This is a genomic window from Segatella hominis (assembly GCF_019249725.2).
Taxonomy (GTDB): domain Bacteria; phylum Bacteroidota; class Bacteroidia; order Bacteroidales; family Bacteroidaceae; genus Prevotella.
The window spans coordinates 1,877,887-1,904,092 of record NZ_CP137559.1 but is presented as its reverse complement, the minus strand read 5'-3'; the positions used below and the strand labels follow the sequence as shown (position 1 = coordinate 1,904,092).

Sequence of the window (26,206 nt, the reverse complement as noted above, 5' to 3'; positions counted from 1 at the left end):
GACAAAAAACGATTTATGAACAAGAAAAACAGAATCATTCTTCTCGCTGCGATGATTGTCGCAGCCGTATCACAGACATTCGCGCAAGGCAACGGACTTGCAGGTATCAACGAGGCAACAAGTATGGTGACCTCCTACTTCGACCCGGGCACGAAGCTCATCTACGCCATCGGTGCCGTGGTAGGTCTCATCGGAGGCATCAAGGTGTATGGCAAGTTCTCATCAGGCGACCCGGACACGAGCAAGACTGCCGCAAGCTGGTTCGGAGCCTGCATCTTCCTCATCGTGAGTGCAACCATCCTCCGCTCATTCTTCCTATAATATAATAAGGTATAAGACTTATGGCTGACTACCCAATCAACAAGGGCATCGGTCATTCGGTTGAGTTCAAGGGACTGAAGGCACAGTACCTCTTCATCTTCGCAGGTGGACTGCTTGCCGTCTTCTTCCTTGTGGTCGTCCTCTATATGGCAGGTTCGGACCAACTGGTCTGCATCGGCTTGGGTCTCACGCTCGGATCATTGCTTGTATGGGGAACATTCCATCTGAACAACAAGTATGGTGAGCATGGACTGATGAAGCTCCTTGCCTCCAAGAGCCATCCACGCTATATCCTCAACCGAAGGAAAACAAACCGAATGTTCAAACATAAAAAGAAAGAAGAATGAGAAATATCAGAAAATCAAGCACCCTTGAAAGCAAGTTCCCGTTGCTTGCCGTGGAGCAAGGCTGCATTATCTCCAAGGATGGCGACATCACGGTCGCCTACGAGGTGACGCTCCCCGAAATCTTCACGGTAACATCGCAGGAGTATGAGTCGGTACATGCCGCATGGTGCAAGGCTATCAAGGTGCTGCCAGACTACAGCATCGTACACAAGCAGGACTGGTTCGTGAAAGAGAACTATGCGCCGGACTTGCAGAATAGCGACATGAGCTTTCTGTCAAGAAGCTATGAGCGACACTTCAATGAGCGTCCTTACCTGCATCACCAGTGTTACCTGTTCCTCACCAAGACCTCCAAGGAGCGCATGGCACACCAGAGCAATTTTTCCACCTTGTGCCGTGGGCATATCATCCCCAAGGAAATCAAGGACAAGGAAACGGTAGCAAGATTCCTTGATGCCGTGGAGCAGTTCGCAAGAATCATCAATGACAGTGGTTATATATCGTTGCGAAAGTTGACAGACGATGAAATCACAGGCACGGAACGAACAACCGGACTTGTAGGCAAGTACCTCTCGCTCTCCACTGAGAACGTGCAATGTTTGGAGGACATGGAATTGTCTGCACGAGGTATGCGTATCGGGAACAAACATCTTTGTCTGCATACCTTGTCGCAAACGGAAGACCTGCCAACGGAAGTATCTACGGACAACCGCTTTGAGCGATTGTCCACTGACCGAAGTGACTGCCGACTATCCTTTGCCGCTCCTGTTGGCTTGCTGTTGTCCTGCAACCATATCTATAACCAGTATGTATTCATAGACAACAGTGACGAGACCTTGCAGAAGTTTGAGAAGACCGCCCGCAACATGCACTCGCTGTCAAGGTACAGCCGACAGAACGCCATCAACAAGGAATGGATTGACGAGTATCTGAACGAGGCTCACTCACAAGGCTTGCAGTCTGTCCGTGCCCATTTCAATGTCCTGGCATGGGGCGAGGATATGGAAGAGTTGAAGCATCTTCGCAATGATGTGGGCAGTCAGTTGGCAAGCATGGAATGTGTGCCACGCCACAATACGGTGGATTGTCCGACACTCTTCTGGGCAGCGATACCCGGCAACGAGGGTGATTTTCCGTCAGAGGAAAGTTTCCATACCTTCATCGAGCAGTCGGTATGTCTCTTCACGGAGGAAACCAACTATATGGATTCTCCCTCGCCGTTCGGAATCAAGATGGCAGACCGTATCAGTGGCAAGCCGCTGCACATTGACATCTCTGACTTGCCGATGAGAAAAGGCGTGACAACCAACCGCAACAAGTTCGTTCTCGGACCATCGGGAAGCGGGAAGTCGTTCTTCATGAACCACCTCGTCAGACAGTATTATGAGCAAGGCACGCATGTGGTCTTGGTGGATACGGGAAATTCCTACCAGGGACTCTGCGAGATGATCAACAGAAAGACAGGCGGAAAGGACGGTATCTACTATACCTATACGGACGAGAGTCCCATCTCATTCAATCCGTTCTTCACCGAGGATAAGGTCTTTGACATCGAGAAGCGAGAGAGCATCAAGACATTGCTCCTGACGCTTTGGAAGAAGGACAACGAGCCTGCCACACGAGCGGAAGAGGTCGCCTTGTCAAATGCCGTGTCGCTCTACATCGGTAAACTGAAAGAGGAAAGCGACATCGTTCCATGCTTCAATACCTTCTATGAGTTTGTGGGAACGGAATACCGCAAGGTGCTGGAAGAAAAGAAAGTCCGTGAGAAAGATTTTGATATAGACGGATTTCTCAACGTGCTGGAACCTTACTACAAAGGTGGTGAGTACGACTATCTGCTTAACTCCGACAAGGAGCTTGACCTGCTGCACAAGCGGTTCATCGTTTTCGAGATAGATTCCATCAAGGGTGCGCCCGTCAAGGCTGCATAAATAACTATTCCATTAGCAAGGAATTAGGCAAGTGTACATTGAAAAAACCTATCATCCGCCTACTTATCCATTCAACGAAAGACGATGGGGAGTGTAGCATGTAGGAAATCCATAAGTCAATCAGCTATCAGATTGCGACTGAATGGTGGGATGAAAAGATAGACAAAGGATAAAATCTATACTGATTGAATGATAGTCCAAGCGGTATCTGCGCGTACCTGCAACGTAAGATAGCTAAACTCGTTGTATCGTGACACTCATTTTCCAGTCTTTGAGGAGAACAGAGCATGTACTTGTCACGACGCATCTGCAATAAGCAGAAAAGGACGAAAGTCATATCCTCCTGTCTATCAGGCAAGAGTTATTATGCAAGCAAACGGGGATTGCCTAAATCGGAAAGCCACTTGTAAGGCTATGAGGTGCAGACCTCTGAATATCTGACAAGGCAACGGAGCCTCCGTAGTAGTCCGAGCAGGATAATGACCTGCACATGGCAAAGGGAGGCAGTTAATTCTTTTAATACAATTAATGAAAAATGTGTGAGACATTATGAGAAATTCAGAAAGAGTATTAAACAGTCTGGCTATACACAGCCGACAACCGAACTATAAATTTGAGCGGCTTTACCGCCTGCTCTTCAATGAACAGATGTACTATGCTGCCTATCAGCGCATTTATGCAAAGGAGGGTAACATGACCAAGGGGGCAGACAACGCCACCATTGACCACATGAGTATATCACGCATTGAAAAACTGATAGTTTCGTTGAAAGACGAGTCATATCAGCCCATACCGTCAAGGAGAGTTTATATTCCCAAGAAGAATGGGAAGAAACGACCTCTTGGCATACCCACATTCAATGACAAACTTCTGCAAGAAGTTGTCAGAATGATTTTGGAAGCGATATATGAAGGTAGCTTTGACAACAATTCCCATGGTTTTAGACCCAAGCGAAGTTGTCATACAGCCTTGCAACAAATTCAAAAGTCATTCAATGGGACACGTTGGTTCATAGAAGGGGACATCAAAGGCTTCTTTGACAATATCAATCATAACACATTGATAGACATTTTAAGGAAGCGAATTGACGATGAGCGTTTTCTTCGATTGATACGCAAGTTCCTCAATGCGGGATTTATTGAAAATTGGGTATTCAACAAAACATATAGTGGCACGCCACAAGGTGGAATAATCAGCCCGATATTGGCAAACATCTACCTTGACCAACTTGACACTTATATGCGTGAATACATCCAAAAATTCAACAAGGGCAAGGAAAGAGCAGACAATCCCGAAAGGGTGAAATTTGAGTACGGCAAAAGTCGTGCAGTGTTGAAACTCAAAGCGGTAACAGACAGGGAAGAGCGCAAATTCATAGTCAAAGAAATAAAACACTTTGATAAGGAAAGAGCAAAAATTCCTTGTGGTGTGGATATGGATGCAAATTTCAGACGCCTAAAATATGTACGGTATGCAGATGATTTTCTGTGTGCTGTCATTGGAACAAAGAAAGAGGCGGAAGCCATCAAGCAGGACATCAAAAAGTTCCTTGCCGAGAAGCTTTCGCTTGAACTTTCAGATGAGAAGACACTCATTACACATGGAAGAAAGTCTGCAAAGTTCCTCGGCTATGAAATCTATATCCGCAAATCTGTATTGACCAAGAGAAACAAGGCTGGCAGATTGACAAGACCCTTTAATAATAAGGTGTACTTGAAGATGCCGACGCAAGTGATTAGAAAGAAACTCCTTGACTATGGTGCATTGGAGATAAAGATGCACAATGGAAAGGAGTTTTACAAGCCTAAGCACCGACCATATCTCATCAACAGTGATGACTTGGAAATCTTGGAAAGATACAATGCTGAAATAAGAGGTATCTATAACTTCTATTCAATAGCAAACAATTGTCATTCGCTTCATACATTCAAGTATATCATGGAGTATAGCATGTACAAAACCTATGCGTCCAAGTATAGAAGTTCTGTAGTGCAAATCTGCAAGAAATACAAGAAAGACGGAGTGTTCACAGTAAGCTATAAGAACAGAAAAGGACAAACCTTAAAGAGGCAGTTTTATCACGATGGGTTCAAGCGTAAGAAACAAGAATATGGAGATTGCTATGACAGATTACCTGTTCAATACTTTTACCACGGAACAAGTCTTATCGACAGATTAAAGGCAAACCGTTGTGAATTGTGTGGAAAGGAAAACGTAAAACTTGATATGCACCATGTGAGAAAACTCAAAGACCTTCAAGGAAAGGAAGATTGGGAACGCCACATGATTGCACGCAAGCGTAAGACGATAGCTTTATGTCGTAGCTGCCATAAGAAAGTCCATTACGGTAGTATAGACTGATAGAATTAATGGAGAGCCGGATACGCCGAAATGTGTAAGTCCGGTTCGGGGGCGAGCATTTGGAAACCTACCATAGTAATATGGCAAGGCGCTGGGTGCTTAGCCTACATCATCCAATTTTGTTCCCAGTCACGACCATCATCATCATGGAGCTGTTCATCAACAAGATGCGCCGCCTGAAAGGCATCCGCAAGATGATAGTGATAGAAGAAGCATGGAAAGCGATAGCTTCGGCAAACATGGCTTCCTATATCAAGTATCTCTATAAGACGGTCAGAAAGTTCTTCGGTGAGGCGGTTGTGGTAACCCAGGAAGTAGAGGACATCATATCCTCCGCTATCGTGAAGGACAGTATCATCAACAACTCAGACTGCAAGATACTCCTTGACCAGAGGAAGTTCATGAACAAGTTCGAGCAGATACAGTCATTGCTCGGATTGACGGAAAAGGAGAAGTCGCAGATTCTCTCCATCAACCAGTCCAACGACCCCTCACGTCTCTACAAGGAAGTATGGATAGGAGTCGGAGGAACGCAGTCGGCAGTATATGCCACAGAGGTGTCCACGCAGGAATATCTCGCCTATACGACTGAGGAAAGTGAGAAACTGGAGGTAAGGGCATTGGCGGAGAAACTCGGCGGTGACATGGAAGCCGCCATCCGGCAGCTTGCAGAGGACAAACAAGAGAACAAGTAAATTCATTATCCACTTAATCCAAAAGTAAAAATGAGAACAAAAGTAATCATGACAATCTGCCTGTTCCTGCTGATGGTGGGAAAGGCAAGCGCACAGTGGTCTGTCATAGATCCTACCAACATTGCGCAGAGTATCATCAACTCGTCCAACAACATCGTCCACACGTCTTCGACGGCTCAGAACATGATCAACAACTTCAAGGAGACCGTGAAGATTTACGAGCAGGGCAAGAAGTATTACGATGCGCTGAAGTCGGTGAACAACCTCGTCAAGGACGCACGCAAGGTGCAGCAGACCATCCTCATGGTGGGTGACATCACGGACATCTACATCAACAACTATCAGAAGATGATGCACGATGACAATTTTTCCGTGGAGGAACTCTCCGCCATCGGCTTCGGCTACACCAAACTGCTGGAAGAAAGCAACGATGTGCTGACGGAGTTGAAGAACGTGGTGAATATCACGACCCTTTCCATGACGGACAAGGAGCGAATGGACGTGGTGGAACGCTGCTACTCGAAGATGAAGCGTTACCGCAATCTCGTGAGCTACTACACCAACAAGAACATTTCCGTGAGTTATCTGCGTGCCAAGAAGAAAAACGACCTCGACCGCATCATGGGACTCTACGGCAAGTCAAACGAGAAATACTGGTAGCCTATGGATTTCGAGAACCTTCACCAGATACTGCGTTCCCTGTATGACGAGATGATGCCGCTGTGTTCCGACATGACGGACATTGCCAAGGGACTTGCAGGACTTGGGGCGCTGTTCTATGTCGCCCTGAGAGTTTGGCAGTCACTGTCAAGGGCAGAGCCGATAGACGTATTTCCGCTGCTCCGTCCATTTGCCATCGGACTTGCCATCATGTTCTTCCCGACCATCGTGCTCGGTACGCTCAACAGCGTGATGAGTCCCATTGTGCAAGGTACACATTCCATGTTGGAGACACAGACCTTCGACATGAATGAATACCGGGCGCAGAAAGACAAGTTGGAGTATGAGGCGATGAAACGCAATCCGGAAACCGCATACCTTGTGAGCAACGAGGAGTTTGACAAGCAGCTTGACGAACTCGGCTGGTCACCCGGCGACGTGGTGACAATGGCGGGAATGTATGTGGAGCGTGGCATGTACAGCATGAAGAAGAGCATCCGTGATTTCTTCCGTGAACTGCTGGAGCTGCTGTTCCAAGCCGCTGCACTGGTCATAGACGTGCTGAGGACATTCTTCCTCATTGTCCTGTCCATCCTCGGACCGCTTTGTTTCGCCATATCGGTATGGGACGGATTCCAGTCCACGCTGACGCAATGGTTCTGCAGGTACATACAGATTTATCTCTGGCTACCCGTTTCGGACTTGTTCAGTACCATCCTTGCAAAGATACAGGTGCTGATGCTGCAAAACGACATCGAGGCATTGCAGAACGACCCGAATTTTTCCATTGAGGCAAGCAACGGTGTTTACATCGTTTTCCTCATCATCGGAATCATCGGTTACTTCACCATACCGACTGTGGCGGGATGGATCATACAGGCAGGTGGCGGCATCGGCAACTACAACCGGAACGTGAACACGGCAGGCTCACTGGGCGGAAGCATCGCAGGAGCAACGGCTGGAAATGTGGCAGGACGTGCCGGAAGGCTCATCAAGAGCGGATTTAAGAAACGATAGTCATTAACGAATAAAACAACGAAAAGAAAAATGGAATTTAAGTCATTGAAGAATATAGAGACCTCGTTCAGACAGATACGCCTGTTCTGCATCGTCCTCGTCATCGGTTGCGCTGTCGTCGCAATATGTTCGGTGGTGTTCGCATTCCGATTTGCAGAAAAGCAGCGCGAGAAGATATACGTCCTTGACGGCGGCAAGTCGCTGATGCTCGCCCTCTCGCAAGACCTATCACAGAACAGACCTGCCGAGGCAAGGGAACACGTGAGACGCTTTCATGAGCTGTTCTTTACGCTATCTCCCGAAAAGAGCGCCATCGAGCACAACGTGAAACGAGCCTTGCTGCTGGCAGACAAGAGCGCATACAACTATTACCAGGACTTTGCGGAGAAAGGTTTTTACAACAGACTCATCGCGGGAAACATCAACCTGTCGCTGCAAGTGGACAGCGTGGTCTGTAATTTTGACAACTACCCTTATCAAGCCAAGACCTACGCACGGCAGGTGATACTCCGAGAGAGCAACGTGACGGAGAGAAGTCTTGTCACCGTATGCAGGTTGGTGAACGCCACACGCTCCGACGACAACCCGAATGGTTTTACCATTGAAGGTTTCACCATTGTGGAGAACAGGGACATCAGTACAGTAGAACGATAAAAATAGCAAGAATGGAAAATCCGATTAAGACAATCCAAGAAAAGGTGAATGATATGAAGGGAAGACTGCGTGACAGGCTGGATTCCCTTCCGCCAAGGGTAAGACTGAAAGTCGTGCTTGTCATGTTCGGCTTGTTTGCCCTCTGTAGCCTTTACATGATAGGTTCAGCCATCATCAACTTCGGAAACGGCAAGACCTCTAATATAGAGATTGAGCATATTGAGAGTGTAAAGTTGCCCACCGACAAGGGGCAGCAAGTGACCAACCTGAAAGAATTGATACATGGAGAAGGAGAAGAATGACAAGATGGAGCCGGCTAAGGCTCCAAAGGAAAAGAAACCTTTAACAGAGGAACTGCGTATCAAGCGCAACAAGATGATTGCCATACCGTGCATGTGTCTCGTCTGTGCATTGGTGTTATGGCTCATCTTCAAGCCGTCGGCATCAGAGGGTGAGAAAGGCAGCAAGGGATTCAACATGGAAATGCCCGATGCGGAGAAGACAGATGTGGAGGCAGACAAGCGCAAGGCATACTCCAATGAGGATCTTGCCAATAAGCAAAGGGAAAAAAGCAGGGCAATGAACACCCTTGGAGAATACATGCCAGGCATTGATTCCACAGCATCCGGTCAAGGTAAGGATTTTGACCTGATGCAGTCTGGGCAGCAGCCAACAAAAGTGGAAAGACAGGAGGCGGATGCCATCCGCTCGTCTGCCGAAGCATACCAAACCTTGAACACGACCTTGGGCGGTTTCTATGAACAGCCACAGCAAGGGGGAAGCAGCGAAGATGCTGAGTTGAGGAAACGTCTTGACGAGCTGGAGGCAAGCATGATGCAGCAGGAAAACAAGCGTTCCAATATGGATGAGCAAGTTGCCCTTATGGAGAAGTCCTACCAACTTGCGGCAAAGTACATGCCTGGTGGAAATGCCAATGCGGCAAGTCCTTCATCGGCAGAAACTGCAACAGAGGAAAACAAGGAAGCTTTCACCAAGGGCAAGAAAGCCAAGGTTTCCCCTGTAAGGCAAGTGCAAAGGCGTGTAGTCTCGTCCTTGAACCGCCCCATGAGTAACGAGGAGTTTGTCGCCTCTTACTCGGAAAAGGCTTCGGCAAGATTCAATACCGCCATCGGAAGAGGTGGTGTTTCCGACAAAAACACGATTTCTGCCTGCATCCACGGCAACCAGACCATAACGGACGGACAGGCAGTAAGGTTGAGATTGTTGGAATCTATGCGTGTAGGCAATAGGGAGATACCACGAAATTCTGTCATTGTCGGAGTGGCACGATTGCAAGGTGAAAGGCTTTCCATAGCCTTGAAGTCCATTGAGCACAACGGCATGATTATACCGATTGAGCTTGCAGTCTATGACAATGACGGTCAGGAGGGCATCTTCATCCCAAAGTCGATGGAGGTTGACGCAGCCAAGGAAGTGGGTGCCAACATGGGAAGCTCGCTGAACAGCAGCATCAACATTTCCTCCAATGCCGGGGCACAACTTGCCTCCGACTTGGGAAAAGGTGTCATACAAGGCGTGTCGCAGTATATCTCCAAGAAGATGCGTACCGTCAAGATACACCTGAAGGCTGGCTACAGGGTCATGCTCTACCAAGAGGAAGATTAGCCGAAAGGCAACAACATTTATACCACTTAATCCAAAAGTTTAATTAAAAGCAAACTAAAATGAAGAAGACAACAATCATGTTCGCCCTTATGCTGGGTGTAGCCTGCACTGCATCAGCGCAGAAGACAGGCAAGAAAAAAGCGCAGAAGTCTGTAAAGACTGAGCAAGTAAGCAATGTTTCTTCCGGCCAGGAAGAGAAACTTACCTTGACCAAGGAGGTGTATCCGCAGAAGGAAGAGAACAGCAACCTCTATCACGGCTTGACCAAGAAGCTGACCTTCGACCGCATGATTCCACCTCATGGTTTGGAAGTGACTTATGACAAGACGGTTCATATTCTCTTTCCTGCCTCTGTCAAGTACGTTGACTTGGGTTCAGAGGATTTGATAGCCGGCAAGGCGGACGGTGCGGAGAATGTTATCCGTGTAAAAGCAGCCGTGAAGAATTTCAAAAAGGAGACCAATATGAGCGTCATCACGGAGGATGGCTCATTCTACACCTTCAATGTGAAGTATGCCAAGGAACCGCTCATGCTCAATATCGAGATGGCGGACTTCATCCATGACGGTGAGGTGGTGAACCGTCCGAACAATGCGCAGGAGATTTATCTCAAGGAGTTGGGCAAGGAAAGTCCCATGCTGGTACACCTCATCATGAAGTCAATCCATAAGGAGAACAAGCGCAAGGTGAAGCACATCGGCAGCAAGCGTTTCGGAATCCAGTATCTTTTGAAGGGCATCTATGTACACAGCGACTTGCTGTATTTCCACACAGAAATCAAGAACCAGAGCAACGTGCCGTTTGACGTGGACTATATCACGTTCAAGGTGGTGGACAAGAAGGTGGCGAAGCGAACCGCCATTCAGGAGCAGGTGCTTCTTCCTGTCCGTGCCTACAACTATGTGGTGCGTGTGGCTGGCAAGAAAACGGAGCAGACGGTGTTCTGCTTGCCGAAATTTACCATTCCTGACGACAAGGAACTTGTCGTGGAGATGAACGAGAAGGAAGGCGGTCGCCATCAGTCGTTTGTCGTGGAGAACAGTGACTTGGTGCGAGCTTTGACAATCAACGAACTTAGCGTGAAGTAACGGATGAAAAGAAGAAACATTGCAATCATGGCGTTGCTTGCCCTCACCGCAGGGCAGGCATTCGCCCAACGATGCCTTCCTCAGATGAAAGGCATCGAGGTGAAGGTCGGCATGGCTGACGGAGTATATAACGGCAAGAAGTCCTGCAAGGCTGGCTATTATGCAGGTCTCGGACTTTCGAGCTATACCAAGGGTGGTGACAAGTGGACGTATGGGGCGGAATATCTGCAAGTACATCAGCCTTACCGTGAAACTTCCGTTCCAATGGCACAAATGACGGGCGAGTTCGGTTATTCCTACAACTTCCTTTCCGACAACAGCAAGACAGTGCTGTTCTATATCGGAGGTACGGCACTGGCTGGCTATGAGTCCGTAAACTGGGGCAAGAGAACCATGTCGGACGGAGCGACCTTGCAGAACAAGGGAGCGTTTATCTATGGCGGTGCCGTGGCATTGGAAACGGAAATATACCTGTCGGATGCAATAGCTTTGACCGCTTCCGTTAAGGAAAGGCTTGTTTGGGGCAACAGCACGGGACATTTCCACACGCAGTTTGGTATTGGCATGAAGTTCATCATCAACTAAAACAGTGAGCCTATGGACATCAATGAAATCAAACAAGTGCCTATTGTGGACTTTCTCTATATTCTCGGCATTGAGCCTGTCAAGCACAAGGCTTCGGGACTTTGGTATCATGCGCCATACCGCAACGACCGCAATCCTTCGCTTCGGGTATCAACGGACAAGAATGTCTGGTATGACTATGGCGTCGCCAGAGGTGGTGACATCTTCAACCTCGCAGGGGAGTTCATCAACAGCAATGAGTTTGTGGCGCAAGCCAAGTTCATATCAGAAACACTTGGTGGCAGCTTCCCGACATCGTTTCCGCATTATCAAAGGATAGCGGAAAAGGCTGTGAAGGCGAAAGGCAATCCCTTTAGTGATATTGTGGAAAAGCCTTTGAGTCATCCTGCTCTCAGGCAGTACTTGCGTGAGCGTGGCATATCGGCTGACGTGGCGAGCCGTTTCTGCTGTCAGGTGGAATACCGATATAATGGCAAACAGTTCTTTGCTGTCGGTTTTAAGAACAACAGCGGTGGCTACGAGATACGCAACCGCTTCTTCAAAGGTTGCGTGTCGCCAAAGGACGTCACTCTCATTGGCAGGAACAGCAACGTTTGCCATCTGTACGAGGGTTTTATGGATTTCCTCTCTGCCGTAATTCTCGGCATAGGTCGTGGTGAGGATCATATTATCCTCAACTCGGTGGCTAATATGCAAAAGGTGCATCATCTTTTGGATGGCTATGCACAAGTGTACTGTCATTTGGACAATGACGAGGCAGGCGAGAATGCCTGTGTAGAATTGCAAAAGCGATATGGCGATAAGGTCATTGACCATTCGCATCTATACACTGGCTACAAGGACTTGAACGAGTACTTGATGAGCCATAAGACAAGAAAGTAACAATCATTCAAAAAGCATCAAGACAATGAAGAAGAACAATAAAATCAAGAAATCAGTGAGCGTGTTGGCATTCCTTTTCGTGTGTGCCTTGTCGGTAATCCTTTCATCGTGCAGCGATGAGCTGGACATTCAGCAATCGTATCCTTTCAAGGTGGAGACGATGCCTGTACCAAAGGACATTGTGCGTGGACAGACCGTTGAAATCCGCTGCGAGTTGAAGGCGGAGGGCAAGTTTGACGGCACCATCTATACCATCCGCTATTTTCAGCATGACGGAAAAGGCTCGCTGAGAATGGAGAACGGAACGGTGTTCCAGCCTAACGACCGCTATCTGTTGGAGAACGAGAAGTTCCGTCTTTACTATACTTCGGCAAGTACGGAGACACAGACGCTGACAGTGGTGGTGGAGGACAACTTCGGCAAGTCATACGAAATGGAGTTCAGTTTCAACGATACTGATGAGGAGGAAGAGTTTGCGAGAAGTGCCAACAAACTCGGTAGCGTATGAGGTTGATGATATTGTTAGCCTTACTTCTTGTGTCGGGCAGCTTGTCTGCCCAGACGCAAGGGGCGATAAAGCGAGTTTGTCATGTGTCACGTTTTGAGTTGGCTGTCGCCTGCATCAAGAAGTACGAGGGTCTGCATGGACCGAAGCATCATCCTTATGTCGGATATGGGCACAAGCTGTTGCCTTGCGAGCGGTTCTCTCCAAAAATGACGGAACGGCAAGCCGATGCCTTGCTGCGCTCTGACCTCAGAAAGCTTTGCGCCATGTTCCGTGGTTTCGGTCGTGACTCGCTGCTCTTGGCTGCACTTGCCTACAATGTGGGATGTGGAAAGGTGATGAAAAGCCGGATGTATTCCAAGATGCGAAGTGGCAACAGAAACATCTATCGTGATTATGTGGACTTCAAAAGGTGGAATGGAAAGATAGTGCCTTCCATCGAGCGAAGAAGAAAAATGGAGTATCTGCTCTTGTTTACTCCATAGAATAAGGTTTTATAAAATAGGACAGTCCTTTTGATTGGGGGCTGTCCTTTGTTCTTTGCAAGCATCGCAGATAAGGAAAAGACGGTTTCTTTGCCACTTTCTTTTCCGCTCCTCGGCTCATGAAAGAAAGTGGCGGAACGAATTTTCATCGCTCCGCCGATATGGATTTCATGTCGTTGCAACCATACGCTGCTCTATAAGTCTTGCATTGCTGTTCACCAAGTTGATGATGTCTGCATGTTGTTCGGTGTCCTTGTTCTGTAGTCCGTGGCATTGTACGACTTTCATCTGTTCGAGTGAAAACTCCACTGTTTCAACTCTTTGTTCGGCTATTCTTGCAGAGAAGATGATGCAGTCGGGATTGAGTGAGTAGTTTGTACCGCTGCCTACGCAATGGTGCATCGCCTTACCCTCAAGAACGTGCTCCCTGACGCTTTCAAGCATTCTCACCACGATATTGCCGTCCGTGAACATCAAACCGAAGAAACGGCTCTTCATTTCCTTGAATTTGTCCTCGTTCTTCAATGCCTTGCGTATCTCCTCCTCGGTGCGCTCCTTTTCTTTCTTTGCTCTGATTTTCTCGGATATTCTGTCGTGCTCGGCTTCAAGGTTGTCGGGGCAAATGTAATGTGGACTTCTGATGTCCTTGCCCATTTCCACCAACATACAGATGTAGTCCGCCCATTTGCCGATGTCTGTAATAAGGTAATGGTTGCGGTTGGCTATCTTGTAGGCATTCCAACAAGTTTCCAAGTGCCGTGGGTGGTCTATGAAGTGGCGGACGTGTCCGTAACGACATTGTTTCATCATCGTTTCGATGCGGTGGTCTGTCAGCATCGCCTTGAACAATGTAAGCGGTTCGATGCCGTGAAACGCTCCGTCAAAGCCGTTGCGCCATATCTGAGGAATGACTTTCATATCGGGGCAGACCGGAAATGAAGCAATATGCTGATAGGTGGTGTTGTCTTTGCGCAGTTCAATGTCGGAGTCGTAGCAGAACGTGTCCATATAGATACCCATTGTGCGCTTGCGTGCCATAACCTCCACCTTGCCTTTCTCGTTCATCCAATAGCGTGCCACCTCCCAACAATAGATGTCTGCCTTTTGTCCCTTGCGGTAATAGGCTTTCATCTGATATGCTCGCATGAGTTGCAGTCCCTTACGCTCGGTGAGTACACAGAAATAGGTAGAAGACATTGCCTTCTGTCGCTTGGTGCGCTGCACTTCCAACTTTGCCTTACACTTCGGACAGACACATTTATCCGCATCCTCGTCCGTAGTCCAAGTGTGTCCGCAGTCCATGCAGGTGGTCTGTCCGTGCTTCAACTGAAAGGCATAGTGGTCAAGACACTCACGGAATGCCCATTGCATTTGCGCTCCCTTGATAGGTCGTAACCCCTTGTTTGAGGTTACGACTTGCTTCTGATATTTCGTTCTTGGTTTCATAACGTGTCGAATAATGATGGTTGGTGTATTTCGTTGTCTGCTCTCTGTGAGGTGCGCTTGGCGGTATCTCGGTTACGCATCTTGTTCATCTGCTCTTGCTGATATTGGCGGATGGCTTCCTGTCTTGCCTGTGCCTTCTCCTCTTCTGTGAGTTCGATGTGGTGGTTGACAGACACTTGGCAGTTCAATGGTTTGCCGACCTCGATGTCCTTCTCCTCGTAGTAGTGGATGGCTTGTCCATATATCTCGTCATCGCAAAAGCCGTTGCAACCGCTCTTCTGTACCCAATTAAGGATATAGGTGACGCAATCGTCTATGTTCTTGTCGGGGTTGTCATACTTGGCTGCAAAGAGTTCGTCCTCCATAGCACGCTCCTCCAAATAGGCTTGTATGGTTCTCTTGAAATATTCTGTAGTGTTCATATCTGATGTTGTTAAAGGGTTCGTTACTCATGATAGATGATGTCGCAGTCCTCAACTTCTGTAGGCAGTCCGAAGAACGGATAATGGCTGAAGTAAGGTTCTGTGCACATGTCCTCGTTGTATCTCGGACTTACTATCTCAATATTGTTCTTGCGTATGGCTTCGTCCACCATACGGACTTCCTCGTCAGTCAGTCCGCTTGCATCGCCATTGATGATGTAGCAGAGTGCCCATGTAGGTATTGCTTCAATGCTTCTGTTCATATCGCTTGCTCATTAAATGGTTTGCTTGATTAGCTCAATCGTGTATTTAGGGTTCACCTCGTTGAAGATGAAGTCCACAAAATCACGCCTTGCGTCCTTGTTCAACTCTCGGTAAATGTCCTTGAATGATGTGATGTTACCATTGATGTATGTGTCCACCATATACTCAAAGATGTTGTCCACCTCATAATATCTGCACTGCTGTGATGCAGTCTTTGAATGTCTTTTTGTTCCCATATTCTTGTATGCTTAAAGTGTCAATAACCAAATGAATGTTCCAATCAGTACCACCATAGAAAGAATGGAAATGATGATGCCGAAGATGAACTTCACAATTCCCAATATGACTTCACCGACCATGCAGAGAGCCATATATCCCAACCAAGCCACCAAAGTGATGAGGGTTGAGCCGACTGCGGAGAACAATCTCCACCAAGTCTGTGTTATATTGATGTTTGTTGTCATATAGCCTTGAATTAAATTTATTTGCGGTTCCAGGAGCTGAAGGGAAGTTCTCGTTTCTTCACCTTTTTGTCGCTCCCTTTTCCGACATTTTTTTTGCGTCTTCCTGTCGCATCGGTCGTTTCGTTTCAGGTGCCTTTCAAGGGCGGCGAGGCTGGAAATACAAGGTTTTTCGGAAAAATACTACCCAACGGTGTGGAGATTTTTTCGAAAACCGAAGGCTCGACCTTTTATTTCCAAAGCCCGCTGCCATACCTTTGCACCTGCACGATAACGGTTGATGCCAAAAGGAAAGACCCTGTGGAGGAAAGAAAATCAGAGCGGCAAATGAAAATAGAAACTTCACGGAAGTTTTTGGACTGTGCGATAAAAAATGGAACTGCGAGTTGTGGTTATAAAAGTTGCATTCAGTACTGATAGCTTAAAGTTGTTTAGACTGACACTTTGACATTATAAAATTTCCCAAATAAAATAGGCATGATGTTTGTATTTGATATTAATGAATTTTGAATGATACGACTCAGCCAACAGTCCCGGCTAAGCCGCATGGATTAAAAGGGACTTAAACGTAAGCGACAATGGCATTAACGTATAAAACATTAAGTTCAAATTTTGCTAAAGTAAAGGATAAAAGTGTTGCTCAATTAGGAACATTCATTGGTGGAAAAGTTGGAGAGAATATAAAATCTGAAGTGTTTAAAAACGGATGCGCTATCAGATTGTCATATGCTTTCAACTATTCAGGAGTACCAATATCACCATCCGATGGGGCCGTTTCTTCTGGTGCTGATAAAAAATGGTATCTCTATCGTGTGTCTGATATGAAGAAATTTATCATAAAACATATAGGAGGTACTCCTTTGAAAGGTTCTACTGCAAATAGCTTCAAAGGCAAAAAAGGCGTTATCGTCTTTAATGATTGTAATTGGAGCGATGCCACCGGACATGTTGATTTGTTCAATGGTATACAATGTGAGTATGAAGCAGCTAACGATTATTTCAATAATTGCAATTCGGAGTTACTATATACTCTCAAGTAATTTTTTTGAGGGTGTCTCTTTCTATGAATAGACACCCTCCTTTAATATTATACCCTATGAAAAAGTTCCTTTTTATTTTTCTGTCATGTTTACTTTTCCAACAGCTGACAGCTCAGACCATTGTAAAATTTGACAATGGTAATAACATTATATATAAAAACTTACAAGGAAAAACTATTGTAAAGAATAAAAAATATACAATAGCATTTACTGATACGATTTCATCTATCGGCTTTGTCGGCACGAGAAAAGGTGAAATAGTTTGTATTAATAATGCAGGTAAAGAACTATTTGAAGTATATAAGATTGACAATGGTCCAGATTATGTCAGTGATGGCTTGTTCAGAATTGTAGGAAAAAACAGCAAAATAGGTTTTGCTGATACATGTGGAGCTATTGTTATTCCACCCGTTTTTTCGTATGCTACACCTTTTCACAATGGAGAGGCTAAAGTTTCTTTTGGCGGCAAGAATGAAAAACAAGGAGAATACCAATCATGGAAAAGCAACCTTTGGTTTTTGATAAAGAAGTCCAAATAGTTTTTAAAAGCATTGGATATGTTTTTTAACAGAACTAACAAAAGTAGCAGAATATTTCCAAAGCCCGCTGCCATACCTTTGCACCTGCACGATAACGGTTGATGCCAAAAGGAAAGACCTTGTGGAAGAAAGAAAATCAGAGCGGCAAATGAAAATAGAAACTTCACGGAAGTTATTGGACTGTACGATTATCGCATACTCATTTCTGAGAAATGGATACAACGTCGTCTTACAAACGTCTTGAAAAATGGAAATCGCATACAAAAATGGCACAGCCTTCAGAGAAATTCCGGTGAAAGAAGAGTATGGCTTGTCCATGCTTCTTGCATCGGGTTTTCTCCAAGGCTGTGCAGCCAAGCATGAAAGTGGTCGTTGAGGTTTACATCAATGACTTCTTTCTTGCGGTGGAGTATGCAAACAAAATGGTACGGCAAATCAAGGAATGGTGTTTCTTTTGATCGGTTAGCCTGCAACCGACAAAAAGAAGCACTTTTCCTCATGCCGTACTACTGAGACATGAAAGGGTGGCGTGCCACTGTTTCATGTCGTTTGGATTGTGCAATAAAAATGGAACTGCGAGTTGTGGCTATAAAAGTCAGCCGTTGTCAGCACGGCAAACAAAGAAAAGTCCTTGGCAGTATAGTCTTGAAGCATTTCAAGGCATACTGCCAAGGATTTTTCTTGCCGTGCCATAGTCGGAGGAAGTTAGTCTGAGGTACGAGGACTGTCTTTCTTCGACGACGGCTGACTTTTATACAAAACACACGAAAGGATGAGAATATGCAAACGAAATAGACCATTCAAAACAGGAACCCTTACCACATATGTTTGAATGGATTGAAATGGAAATAGCAAAGAATAGAGAAGAATATGGTTTAATAAAAACAGATTTGTCCAAGCAAAAAATCGGGGATAAAAAATCTTAAAACATTCTTTATCCCCGATTAAATATCGTACCTTTGCAACCGAAAGAGTTCTTTGGGTGGTTATGCAAATCACAGCAGGATGCTACATTCTGTTTATTTCTAATTCGTAACCTCTTCTTTTTATGAGATAAAAACTTATCTCATTCTCAATCACTTATAAAAAATACGTACTTTCAATTCCGGAAAATGGAAAATTCAAGGGACTAAGCTACATTACTAAAAATCCCGGCAAGAGAATAGCTGTATGCCATCTCCTGCCGGGATTTCCTGAAAACTTACAGTCTTGTATTTATCATTGTATGTTCATTTGCTTTTGGCACTAATTCTTAACTGTAAGATTCTGGGTCTTTACCTCTTTACTGTTTCCTCCCACCATAATCTGGAAGTCGCCAGGTTCAATCACATGCTTTAATTCTGCGTTATAGAATTTGAGCATTTCAGGAGTGATGTCGAAGCTGATTTCCCTGCTTTCTCCTGCAGCTAGATGGATGCGCTGGAAACCTTTCAGTTCCTTGACAGGGCGAGAGATGCTGGCTACCATATCACGGATATAGAGCTGAACTATCTCGTCGGCATCACGGCTGCCCGTATTCTTTACGTTGATGGTGGCGGTAATCTTCCAGTCATCCATATTGACTTCATGGCTGCTCAGCTTCAAATCGCCATACTCGAAAGTGGTGTAGCTCAATCCATAGCCGAATGGATAGAGAGGACCATTGCTTACATCCAGACAATTGCTGGCAAACTTGGCAAATTTCTGATTGTCATCAGGTACTGGTCTTCCCGTATTCTGATGATTGTAGTAGAGAGGCTCCTGTCCGGTTGTCTTTGGCATGGAAGTGGTGAGCTTACCTGATGGAACCTTGTCGCCGAAGATGACGTCGCAAAGTGCATCTCCCACTTCAGAACCACCAAACCATACGTTCATGATGGCAGGAATGTGTTCTTTCTCCCATGACAAAACCGTAGGGCGACCGGCAAAGTTGAGCAATACGACAGGTTTTCCCGTCTTTGCGAGTTCTGCCAGAAGTTCTTGCTGCACATCAGGCATTTCCAGATTAGTGCGGCTTGCACATTCTCCACTCATGTCGGCAGTTTCGCCCATGGCGCATACAATCACGTCTGCTTCCTTTGCTATCTGCAGTGCCTCGTTCTTCATCTTTACCTCATCTCCCCAGGCGATAGATTTACCCAGTTCACCGTTCTTCTGAAGCTCTCTATCGCGCCAGATATTGCTGCCCTGTGCATATAACAAGGTGGCTTTGCCATCGAGCGCTTTCTCCATCGCCTCCTTGATAGTGGTGTATTTCTCTGGAGCCTGAGCTACACTCCATGTGCCGGCTATATTGTTGCGGGTATCTGCAAGAGGACCAATCAGCGCTATCTTTCCCTGTTTCTTCAGAGGAAGAAGATTTCCTTCATTTTTCAGAAGCACGAAGGTCTCGGCTGCTACGTCGCGAGCTATCTGTCGGTTTTCGGCAGAGTAGATGTCGGTCTTGTTTCGCTTGGTATTGCAGTAGCGGTAAGGATTGCTGAACAATCCCAGTTTGTATTTTGCCTCGAGTATGCGTCGGCAGGCGATGTTGATATCTTCTTCTGTCACTTTGCCCTCTGCCACACTTTGTGCCAGATGCTTTACGAAGGCATTGGAGCACATATCCATATCCGTACCAGCCAGGAGTGCCTGTTCTGATGCTTCTTTCAGATCCTTGGCAGTGCCGTGATTCAGAATCTCGGCGATAGATGCATAATCTGTTACGAGAAAGCCCTTGAATCCCCATTGTTTTCTCAAGACATCGGTCATCATCCAGTGGTTGGCGGTGGCAGGGATGTAATCTATCAGGTTGAACGAAGACATTACGCTTCCTACGCCAGCCTTTACCACGGCTTCATAAGGAGGCAGGTATTGGTTCATCATACGTATGCGACTCATATCCACGGTATTGTATTCCTTGCCGCTCTCCACGGCTCCGTAGAGGGCAAAGTGTTTGAGGCACGCCATGATTCTATCGGCTCTCAATATCTCTTCCGTGCGCATATCGGCGCCCTGGTAACCCTGTGTGAGTGCAGCACCCATCACGCCGCTCAGGTAAGGATCCTCTCCGTTACCCTCGCTGATTCGTCCCCATCGGGCATCGAGTGCAATATCTACCATGGGCGAGTAAGTCCAGTTGATTCCTGCCGCACTGGCTTCCTTTGCCGATACTTCGCCTACCTTCTTCATCGCTTCTGTATCCCAGGAGCAGGAGAGGGCGAGGGGGATAGGGAACATGGTCTCGTAACCGTGGATTACGTCCATGCCCACCAGCAGCGGAATGCCCAGACGGCTGTTCTTGATGGCGATGTCCTGGAGAGCCTTGATTTTGTCGAGCCCCTTGATGTTGAATACGCCGCCCATGTTGCCTTTTGCAATGTCGCCACCCACCTGGGTGTTCAGGGCTCCACCGGTAGTGATGTCGCCAGCCACCATCAGGTTGAGCTGACCGATTTTCTCCTGCAGAGTCATCTTTGCCATCAGCTGGTCGATATACTCCTTCATCGGCAGGATTTTACCTTTTTGAGTTGTTGTTGCAACTTTTTTCTTGCTGGCGGGTGTGTGGGCGATGGCAGGAACCATCAGCGAGCCAGCCAGCAGAAATGATAGTGATATGAATGCTGTTCTCATATTTATAATGTTAGTAGGGTTATTATGTAACTTATATCATTGTTAGTATTGTTTTGCAAAAGTAATAAAAAAAAGAGAACCCACATAGGATGAAGGGTGAAAATGTGGATTTTTTTATTTCAGTTCAAACGCCTTTTTGAGTTTCAGCTGATCGGAAGCATTTCCGACGAGCGCCTCAAACTTGCCTGCTTCAGCCTTCCAGGATGCAGCTGTTTCATCATAGAAGCTGAGTGCCTGCTTATTGATGGTGATGTTTACATCCTTGCTCTCTCCCGGCTGCAGGTAAACCTTCTGGAATCCCTTCAGCTCCTTGTAAGGGCGATCGACAGAAGCCTTTACATCATGGATATAGAGTTGGATGGTTTCTGCACCGGCACGTTTGCCAGTGTTCTTTACATTCACGGTAAAGGTGATAGAGTCATTCTGATTCATCAGATTCTTATCACTGCGAAGATTAGAGATGGCAAACTGAGTGTAGCTCAATCCATGTCCAAAGGCGAATGCAGGCTTGATGTTTTTCTTATCAGTCCAACGGTAACCTACGTAGATGCCTTCCTTATACTCCTCATCAATGATGTTGCCCTCAGTCTTGGCTCCACCTTCCTTGCGCCAGGTGCCCGGATAGGTGTTTAATGCGTGGGCACCCACTTCCTGCAATGAGTTTACCCATGTGAATGGTAATTTGCCGCTAGGATTCTTGTCACCGGTGAGGATAGAAGCCAGAGCTTCACCGCTTTCGCTACCGATAAACCATCCCTGTACGATACCTGCTACCTTCTCTTTCCAAGGCATAGCCACAGCATTACCCGAGATATTCACATAGATGAAGTTCTTGTTGGTTTTAGCCAAAGCCTCTATGAGCTTGTCTTGAGCGTATGGCAATTCAAGCTGTTTGCGGTCGTGACCTTCGCAATCCTGATAATCGCTCTTGTTCAAGCCGCCAAACATCACCACGTAATCAGCATGCTTGGCCTTTTCTACGGCTTCGGCTATCAGCTCAGTCTCGCTGCGTTTGTCCTCCAGATTCTGTCCGGTAGTTACGCCATTGTAATTTCCGCTAACATCGCCTACATAACCTCTGGCAAACTCCACTTCCACATTATCTTTTTCCAGTCGTGATTTTAATCCATCGAGTGGCGAAATCTCCCGCTGTACCTTGAGAGAAGAGCTGCCTCCGCCCACGGTCATCATCTTCACGGCATTTTCTCCTACTACCAAAACACGTTGTGCCTTCTGGGTCTTGATAGGAAGCACATGGTTCTTGTTCTGGAGCAGTACGATGCCTTCTTCGGCAATCTGTCTGGCTGCTGCATAGTGGCTGTCAGAACAGAGGAAACCGTGAGGACGGTTCGGATTCATGGTGGTGCGATAGAATAGGCGTAATACGCGGCGCACCTTTTCATCCAATTCCTTGGTGGTGTATTTACCTTCCTGGATACCTTTTATATATGGTACGGCAAGGTAGTAATTATCGTAGGCATTGCTGGCACCCATAGTCAATCCATTCGTCCATGTGCCGAACTCTATGTCGAGCCCGTTCTTCACGGCTTGGTCAGTATCGTGTGCGCCTCCCCAGTCGCTTACCACTACGCCGTCATATTTCCAGTCGCCCTTCAGAATCTTGTTCAGTGTCCACTGGTTGTGGCAGTTGTGTTCGTTCTTGTAGAGATTGTATGCACCCATGATTCCCCAAGTCTTTCCTTTCTCTACAGCAGCCTTGAAGGCTGGGAGATAGATTTCATGGAGGGCACGGTCGCTCACGATGACATTTACCTGATGACGGTATTCCTCGTCGTTATTGAGGCAGTAATGCTTTACGCAGGCTGATACTCCCTTAGACTGTAATCCTTGGATATAAGGTACAACCATGATGCTTGCCAGGTAAGGATCTTCACCCATATATTCGAAGTTGCGTCCGTTCAATGGGGTGCGATAGATGTTCACGCCAGGACCTAGAATCATGTCTTTTCCTCGATACAGAGCCTCTTCGCCTAATGATTCTCCATAGATTCTGCTCATCTGTGGGTTCCAGGATGCTGCCAGGCAGGTGAGGGCAGGGAAGGCAACGCAGGAGTCGTTGGTCTGACCAGCCTGCTCCCATTCGTCCCACAGTACATCAGGGCGAACACCGTGAGGACCGTCATCTGTCCAGAAATCAGGAAATCCCAAACGGGGAACTCCTGCAGAGGAAAACTTACTCTGTGCATGAATGATGCGAATCTTTTCTTGCAGCGTCATGCGGGCAATGGCATCGTCGATGCGTTGCTCTACTGGTTTGGTGTTGTCGAGGTAGACGGGCAACTTACCAGTTTGTTGTGCGCTGGAGGTGGCTATAGCCGCCATCGACAGTGCGCAGGATAGAATGAAGTGTTTCATGTTTCTTGTGAATATTATTTCTTATGAATATTAAATTGTTAGTTATGAAAATGCGTATCTGTCATTTTTGGATGCAAAGTTACTAAATAATTAGACATAAAACGAGTGCTTGCAAAGAAAAAGTGGAAAAATATCATTGGTGATTTTTATAAGTACCTGATAAAGAGTGCTGTATGTTTATTCCATCCACTTTCAATGGTATGGAAGATTATGGAAACCTGTTGTTAATGAGGTTGTTATTGCGTTTTTTGTCGTTTTTGTTCCACTATTTTATTAATGAGGTTAGGAAAACTCGAAAAAAACTATTAAATTTGCAATCGCAAAAATGCCAACTACAAGACCAATCCTCAGGCTTATGTCATCACCAAGAAGACTGTGACCAGCAAGTCTGTCTTGAAGTTGAACTCTGTTGCAGGTGGCGGATTTGCAATTAGCATTCTTGCACAATAACACAATAAAATGCAGAATTTTGAGTTATTATGAAAGAAAGTTTTCTTGAATTAATAATTATGCTCATGAAAAGAATGAATAAAATGCTGTTGGCTGCTGCTTTGGCGGCAACCACACTTTCTGTTCAGGCAGAACAGAAGAAGGGACCGGCTTGGTTGAGTGATGCACTTTTCTATCAGATTTATCCATCTTCCTATATGGATACTGATGGCAACGGTATTGGCGATCTGCCGGGTATCACTTCCAAGTTGGATTACATCAAGTCTCTGGGGGTGAACGCCCTCTGGCTCAATCCGATCTTTGAGTCGGGATGGTTTGATGGTGGCTATGATGTCATCGATTTCTACAAGGTGGATCCTCGATTCGGTACCAATACCGATTTGGTTACTTTGGTCAATGAGGCCCATAAGCGTGGCATCAAGGTTTGTCTCGACCTGGTGGCAGGACATTCCAGTACCAAGTGTGCCTGGTTTAAGGAGTCTTCCGAGAAAGATCCTAACCAGCGTTACAGTGATTATTATATCTGGATGAATGATATCCCTGAGAGTGAGAAGAAAGAAATAGAAGCCCGTCATCAGGAAGCAAGTCCGGAGTCTAGTACCCGAGGAAGATATGTGGAGGCTAATGCTCCTCGTGCCAAGTATTATGAGAAGAATTTCTTCGAGTGCCAGCCTGCCTTGAACTATGGTTTTGCTCATCCAGATCCAAATCATCCTTGGGAGCAGGGCGTAGATGCTCCAGGACCACAGGCTGTCCGCAGGGAGATACGTAACATCATGGCTTTCTGGTTTGATAAGGGTGTGGATGGCTTCCGTGTAGATATGGCGTCATCGCTTATCAAGAACGACCCCGACAAGAAGGAGGTTTCCAAACTCTGGAATGAGATGCGTGCCTGGAAGGATAAGTATTATCCAGAGACCGTCTTGATTTCAGAGTGGGCTAATCCGCAGCAAGCCATTCCTGCCGGCTTCAACATCGATTTCTACATCCATTTCGGTCTCAAGGGCTATGCCTCTCTGTTCTTCGACCGCAAGACTCCATGGGGCAAGTGGGAGCAGAGTTACCAGAACTGCTATTTCGACAAGCAGGGCAAGGGCTCGCTCAAGGAGTTTAGCGAGAACTATACCAAGGCATTCAATGCCACCAAGAATCTCGGCTACATTGCTGTTCCATCTGCCAACCACGATTACCAGCGTCCTAACATCGGTACCCGCAACACGCCAGACCAGTTGAAGGTGGCGATGACCTTCTTCCTCACCATGCCTGGTATTCCGTTTATCTATTATGGTGATGAGATTGGTATGAAGTTTCAGATGAATCTCCCTAACAAGGAGGGTAGCAATGAGCGTTCTGGTACCCGCACTCCGATGCAGTGGACCAAGGGCAAGAATGCCGGATTTTCTACGAGTGCACCCGATAAGCTCTACTTCCCTGTAGATACGGAAAACGGAAAGTTGACCGTTGAAGCTCAGCAGGGAGATCAGAATTCTCTGTTGTCATATACCCGTAAGTTGACCGCTTTGCGTCATTCTGCAAAGGCTCTTGACAATGAGGGTGATTGGAAGCTCCTGAACCAGAAGGGGCAGGAATATCCGATGGTATATGAGCGTACTTTGGGTGAGGAGAAGTATGTTGTTGTTGTGAATCCTGGTGCCAAGGCAGCCTCTCTCAATATCAGCTCCGTAGGTGGTAAGGCAATTTCTGTTCTTTCCACAGGAAAGGTTGTGTATAAATCAGGAAGAAAGACTGATGTGATTAAAGCTTCTGGCATAAGTGCCGCCATATTCAAGGTGGAAAGATAGAGCTTTTATAAAAACAGAAATGCGTCCGTATTGTGCGGGCGCATTTTTGTTTTACGGTCACGAATCATCTTCATTATGCAGCTTTTATTACACGTCGTTGACCTACTAATACGATGATAGTCTCCTTGCCAAGATACCTTTCTATCAATCTTCCTTCAGATACCAGTCCTTGATATATCCGGAATAATGCTTGGCAAACTCCTCGGCTTGTCCGGGATTGCAAGACTTCACCTTCCTAGCTGGAATACCAGCCCAAATCTCATGTGCAGGAACCTTAGTGCCATGGGTAACTACTGCACCTGCAGCAATGATAGCTCCTTCTCCGATATCTGCCTTGTCAAGCACAGTGGCATTCATGCCGATGAGAGCACCTTTTCTAACTGTGGCTCCATGAACGATGGCCCCATGTCCCACAGATACATCATCTTCCAGGATGCAAGGCATTGTACCGGTTTGATGAATGCAGGCGCAATCCTGCACATTTACCCTGTTTCCACATCTGATAGCATCCACGTCTGAGCGCAATACCGCACTATACCAGATGCTGCAGTCATCGCCAAGAATACAATCGCCGGTCAGTACGGCATTCTCAGCGATAAAACAATTCTTTCCCCATCGGGGAGTCTTTCCCTCTACTGTCTTTATGATAGCCATA

At 46.5% G+C, this 26,206-nt stretch carries 25 protein-coding genes and 3 pseudogenes; 20 read left to right on the top strand and 8 right to left on the bottom strand.

Annotated features, from left to right (window positions below; all coding sequences use genetic code 11):
- The first annotated feature begins 15 nt into the window (after window positions 1-15).
- The 15 genes and pseudogenes from KUA50_RS07925 (at window position 16) to KUA50_RS07855 (ending at window position 13,160) form a co-directional block, all read left to right on the top strand.
- On the top strand, window positions 16-321 hold the full coding sequence (locus tag KUA50_RS07925; RefSeq protein WP_068856396.1) for a DUF4134 domain-containing protein: 306 nt from the start codon (window positions 16-18) through the stop codon (window positions 319-321).
- Between the two features lie 20 nt (window positions 322-341).
- Window positions 342-668 carry a DUF4133 domain-containing protein gene (locus tag KUA50_RS07920; RefSeq protein WP_218456817.1) on the top strand — a complete coding sequence of 109 codons (327 nt, stop codon included), beginning with the start codon at window positions 342-344 and terminating at the stop codon, window positions 666-668.
- Window positions 665-2,590 (top strand): annotated as a pseudogene (locus tag KUA50_RS07915) (TraG family conjugative transposon ATPase); the annotation flags it as partial. The gene KUA50_RS07920 and the pseudogene KUA50_RS07915, both read left to right, overlap by 4 nt.
- A 561-nt stretch (window positions 2,591-3,151) precedes the next feature.
- The gene (locus KUA50_RS07910; protein WP_218456819.1) at window positions 3,152-4,963 is read left to right on the top strand and encodes a reverse transcriptase domain-containing protein; all 1,812 of its coding nucleotides are present in this window, start codon (window positions 3,152-3,154) and stop codon (window positions 4,961-4,963) included.
- Between the two features lie 110 nt (window positions 4,964-5,073).
- Window positions 5,074-5,658 (top strand): annotated as a pseudogene (locus KUA50_RS07905) (TraG family conjugative transposon ATPase); the annotation flags it as partial.
- Between the two features lie 48 nt (window positions 5,659-5,706).
- Window positions 5,707-6,318 (top strand): DUF4141 domain-containing protein, encoded by a 612-nt coding sequence (locus tag KUA50_RS07900; protein ID WP_370867672.1) that lies wholly within the window; start codon window positions 5,707-5,709, stop codon window positions 6,316-6,318.
- Between the two features lie 3 nt (window positions 6,319-6,321).
- Window positions 6,322-7,335: a conjugative transposon protein TraJ gene (gene traJ, locus KUA50_RS07895; RefSeq protein ID WP_218456820.1), complete on the top strand. Its 1,014-nt coding sequence runs from the start codon at window positions 6,322-6,324 to the stop codon at window positions 7,333-7,335.
- Between the two features lie 30 nt (window positions 7,336-7,365).
- The gene (gene traK, locus KUA50_RS07890; protein WP_218456821.1) at window positions 7,366-7,989 is read left to right on the top strand and encodes a conjugative transposon protein TraK; all 624 of its coding nucleotides are present in this window, start codon (window positions 7,366-7,368) and stop codon (window positions 7,987-7,989) included.
- Between the two features lie 11 nt (window positions 7,990-8,000).
- Window positions 8,001-8,291: a TraL conjugative transposon family protein gene (locus KUA50_RS07885; protein ID WP_218456822.1), complete on the top strand. Its 291-nt coding sequence runs from the start codon at window positions 8,001-8,003 to the stop codon at window positions 8,289-8,291.
- Window positions 8,272-9,615 carry a conjugative transposon protein TraM gene (gene traM, locus KUA50_RS07880; RefSeq protein WP_218456823.1) on the top strand — a complete coding sequence of 448 codons (1,344 nt, stop codon included), beginning with the start codon at window positions 8,272-8,274 and terminating at the stop codon, window positions 9,613-9,615. The genes KUA50_RS07885 and traM overlap by 20 nt, the downstream gene beginning before the upstream one ends.
- A gap of 59 nt (window positions 9,616-9,674) precedes the next feature.
- On the top strand, window positions 9,675-10,703 hold the full coding sequence (traN, locus tag KUA50_RS07875; RefSeq protein WP_218456824.1) for a conjugative transposon protein TraN: 1,029 nt from the start codon (window positions 9,675-9,677) through the stop codon (window positions 10,701-10,703).
- Window positions 10,704-10,706: 3 nt separating this feature from the next.
- On the top strand, window positions 10,707-11,288 hold the full coding sequence (locus tag KUA50_RS07870) for a conjugal transfer protein TraO (protein ID WP_218456825.1): 582 nt from the start codon (window positions 10,707-10,709) through the stop codon (window positions 11,286-11,288).
- 12 nt (window positions 11,289-11,300) lie between these two features.
- Window positions 11,301-12,170: a toprim domain-containing protein gene (locus tag KUA50_RS07865; RefSeq protein ID WP_218456826.1), complete on the top strand. Its 870-nt coding sequence runs from the start codon at window positions 11,301-11,303 to the stop codon at window positions 12,168-12,170.
- 16 nt (window positions 12,171-12,186) lie between these two features.
- Complete coding sequence (locus KUA50_RS07860; protein WP_413777455.1) at window positions 12,187-12,678, top strand: DUF3872 domain-containing protein; 492 nt, start codon at window positions 12,187-12,189, stop codon at window positions 12,676-12,678.
- Entirely contained in the window at window positions 12,675-13,160 is a 486-nt protein-coding gene (locus KUA50_RS07855) for a glycoside hydrolase family protein (RefSeq protein ID WP_218456827.1), read from the top strand. Before KUA50_RS07860 ends, KUA50_RS07855 begins: the two co-directional genes overlap by 4 nt.
- 168 nt (window positions 13,161-13,328) lie before the next feature.
- On the opposite strand, the gene KUA50_RS07850 is transcribed toward KUA50_RS07855, so the two are convergent.
- The 5 genes from KUA50_RS07850 to KUA50_RS07830 are packed head-to-tail and all read right to left on the bottom strand — an operon-like array spanning window position 13,329 to window position 15,756.
- A complete protein-coding gene (locus tag KUA50_RS07850; RefSeq protein ID WP_218456828.1) occupies window positions 13,329-14,606 on the bottom strand; it encodes a PcfJ domain-containing protein in 1,278 nt (425 codons plus the stop codon).
- Window positions 14,603-15,028 carry a PcfK-like family protein gene (locus KUA50_RS07845; protein ID WP_138273797.1) on the bottom strand — a complete coding sequence of 142 codons (426 nt, stop codon included), beginning with the start codon at window positions 15,026-15,028 and terminating at the stop codon, window positions 14,603-14,605. The genes KUA50_RS07850 and KUA50_RS07845 overlap by 4 nt, the downstream gene beginning before the upstream one ends.
- Before the next feature lie 23 nt (window positions 15,029-15,051).
- A complete protein-coding gene (locus tag KUA50_RS07840) occupies window positions 15,052-15,291 on the bottom strand; it encodes a DUF6926 domain-containing protein (RefSeq protein WP_218456829.1) in 240 nt (79 codons plus the stop codon).
- Window positions 15,292-15,303: 12 nt separating this feature from the next.
- Window positions 15,304-15,528, bottom strand: a complete 225-nt coding sequence (locus KUA50_RS07835; RefSeq protein ID WP_068855719.1) for a hypothetical protein — start codon at window positions 15,526-15,528, stop codon at window positions 15,304-15,306.
- 12 nt (window positions 15,529-15,540) lie between these two features.
- A complete protein-coding gene (locus KUA50_RS07830) occupies window positions 15,541-15,756 on the bottom strand; it encodes a hypothetical protein (protein ID WP_138273799.1) in 216 nt (71 codons plus the stop codon).
- Between the two features lie 575 nt (window positions 15,757-16,331).
- On the opposite strand from KUA50_RS07830, the gene KUA50_RS07825 reads away from it, so the two are divergent.
- From KUA50_RS07825 to KUA50_RS07815, 3 genes are all read left to right on the top strand, one after another.
- Window positions 16,332-16,793, top strand: coding sequence for a type VI secretion system amidase effector protein Tae4 (locus KUA50_RS07825; RefSeq protein WP_218456830.1), 462 nt, complete (start codon window positions 16,332-16,334; stop codon window positions 16,791-16,793).
- 56 nt (window positions 16,794-16,849) lie between these two features.
- Complete coding sequence (locus KUA50_RS07820; protein ID WP_117943055.1) at window positions 16,850-17,332, top strand: WG repeat-containing protein; 483 nt, start codon at window positions 16,850-16,852, stop codon at window positions 17,330-17,332.
- Between the two features lie 305 nt (window positions 17,333-17,637).
- On the top strand, window positions 17,638-17,790 hold the full coding sequence (locus KUA50_RS07815; RefSeq protein ID WP_318346079.1) for a hypothetical protein: 153 nt from the start codon (window positions 17,638-17,640) through the stop codon (window positions 17,788-17,790).
- 787 nt (window positions 17,791-18,577) lie between these two features.
- Here the strand turns inward: KUA50_RS07815 and bglX are convergent.
- Complete coding sequence (gene bglX / locus KUA50_RS07810; RefSeq protein ID WP_218456831.1) at window positions 18,578-20,923, bottom strand: beta-glucosidase BglX; 2,346 nt, start codon at window positions 20,921-20,923, stop codon at window positions 18,578-18,580.
- A gap of 114 nt (window positions 20,924-21,037) precedes the next feature.
- Complete coding sequence (locus KUA50_RS07805) at window positions 21,038-23,299, bottom strand: glycoside hydrolase family 3 C-terminal domain-containing protein (RefSeq protein ID WP_218456832.1); 2,262 nt, start codon at window positions 23,297-23,299, stop codon at window positions 21,038-21,040.
- Window positions 23,300-23,620: 321 nt separating this feature from the next.
- On the opposite strand from KUA50_RS07805, the pseudogene KUA50_RS07800 reads away from it, so the two are divergent.
- Window positions 23,621-23,749, top strand: a pseudogene (locus tag KUA50_RS07800) (glycoside hydrolase family 97 C-terminal domain-containing protein); the annotation flags it as partial.
- Between the two features lie 74 nt (window positions 23,750-23,823).
- Window positions 23,824-25,551, top strand: coding sequence for an alpha-amylase family glycosyl hydrolase (locus tag KUA50_RS07795; protein WP_218456870.1), 1,728 nt, complete (start codon window positions 23,824-23,826; stop codon window positions 25,549-25,551).
- Window positions 25,552-25,695: 144 nt separating this feature from the next.
- Here the strand turns inward: KUA50_RS07795 and KUA50_RS07790 are convergent, their stop codons facing one another.
- Complete coding sequence (locus KUA50_RS07790) at window positions 25,696-26,205, bottom strand: gamma carbonic anhydrase family protein (protein ID WP_218456833.1); 510 nt, start codon at window positions 26,203-26,205, stop codon at window positions 25,696-25,698.
- Window position 26,206 lies beyond the last annotated feature (1 nt).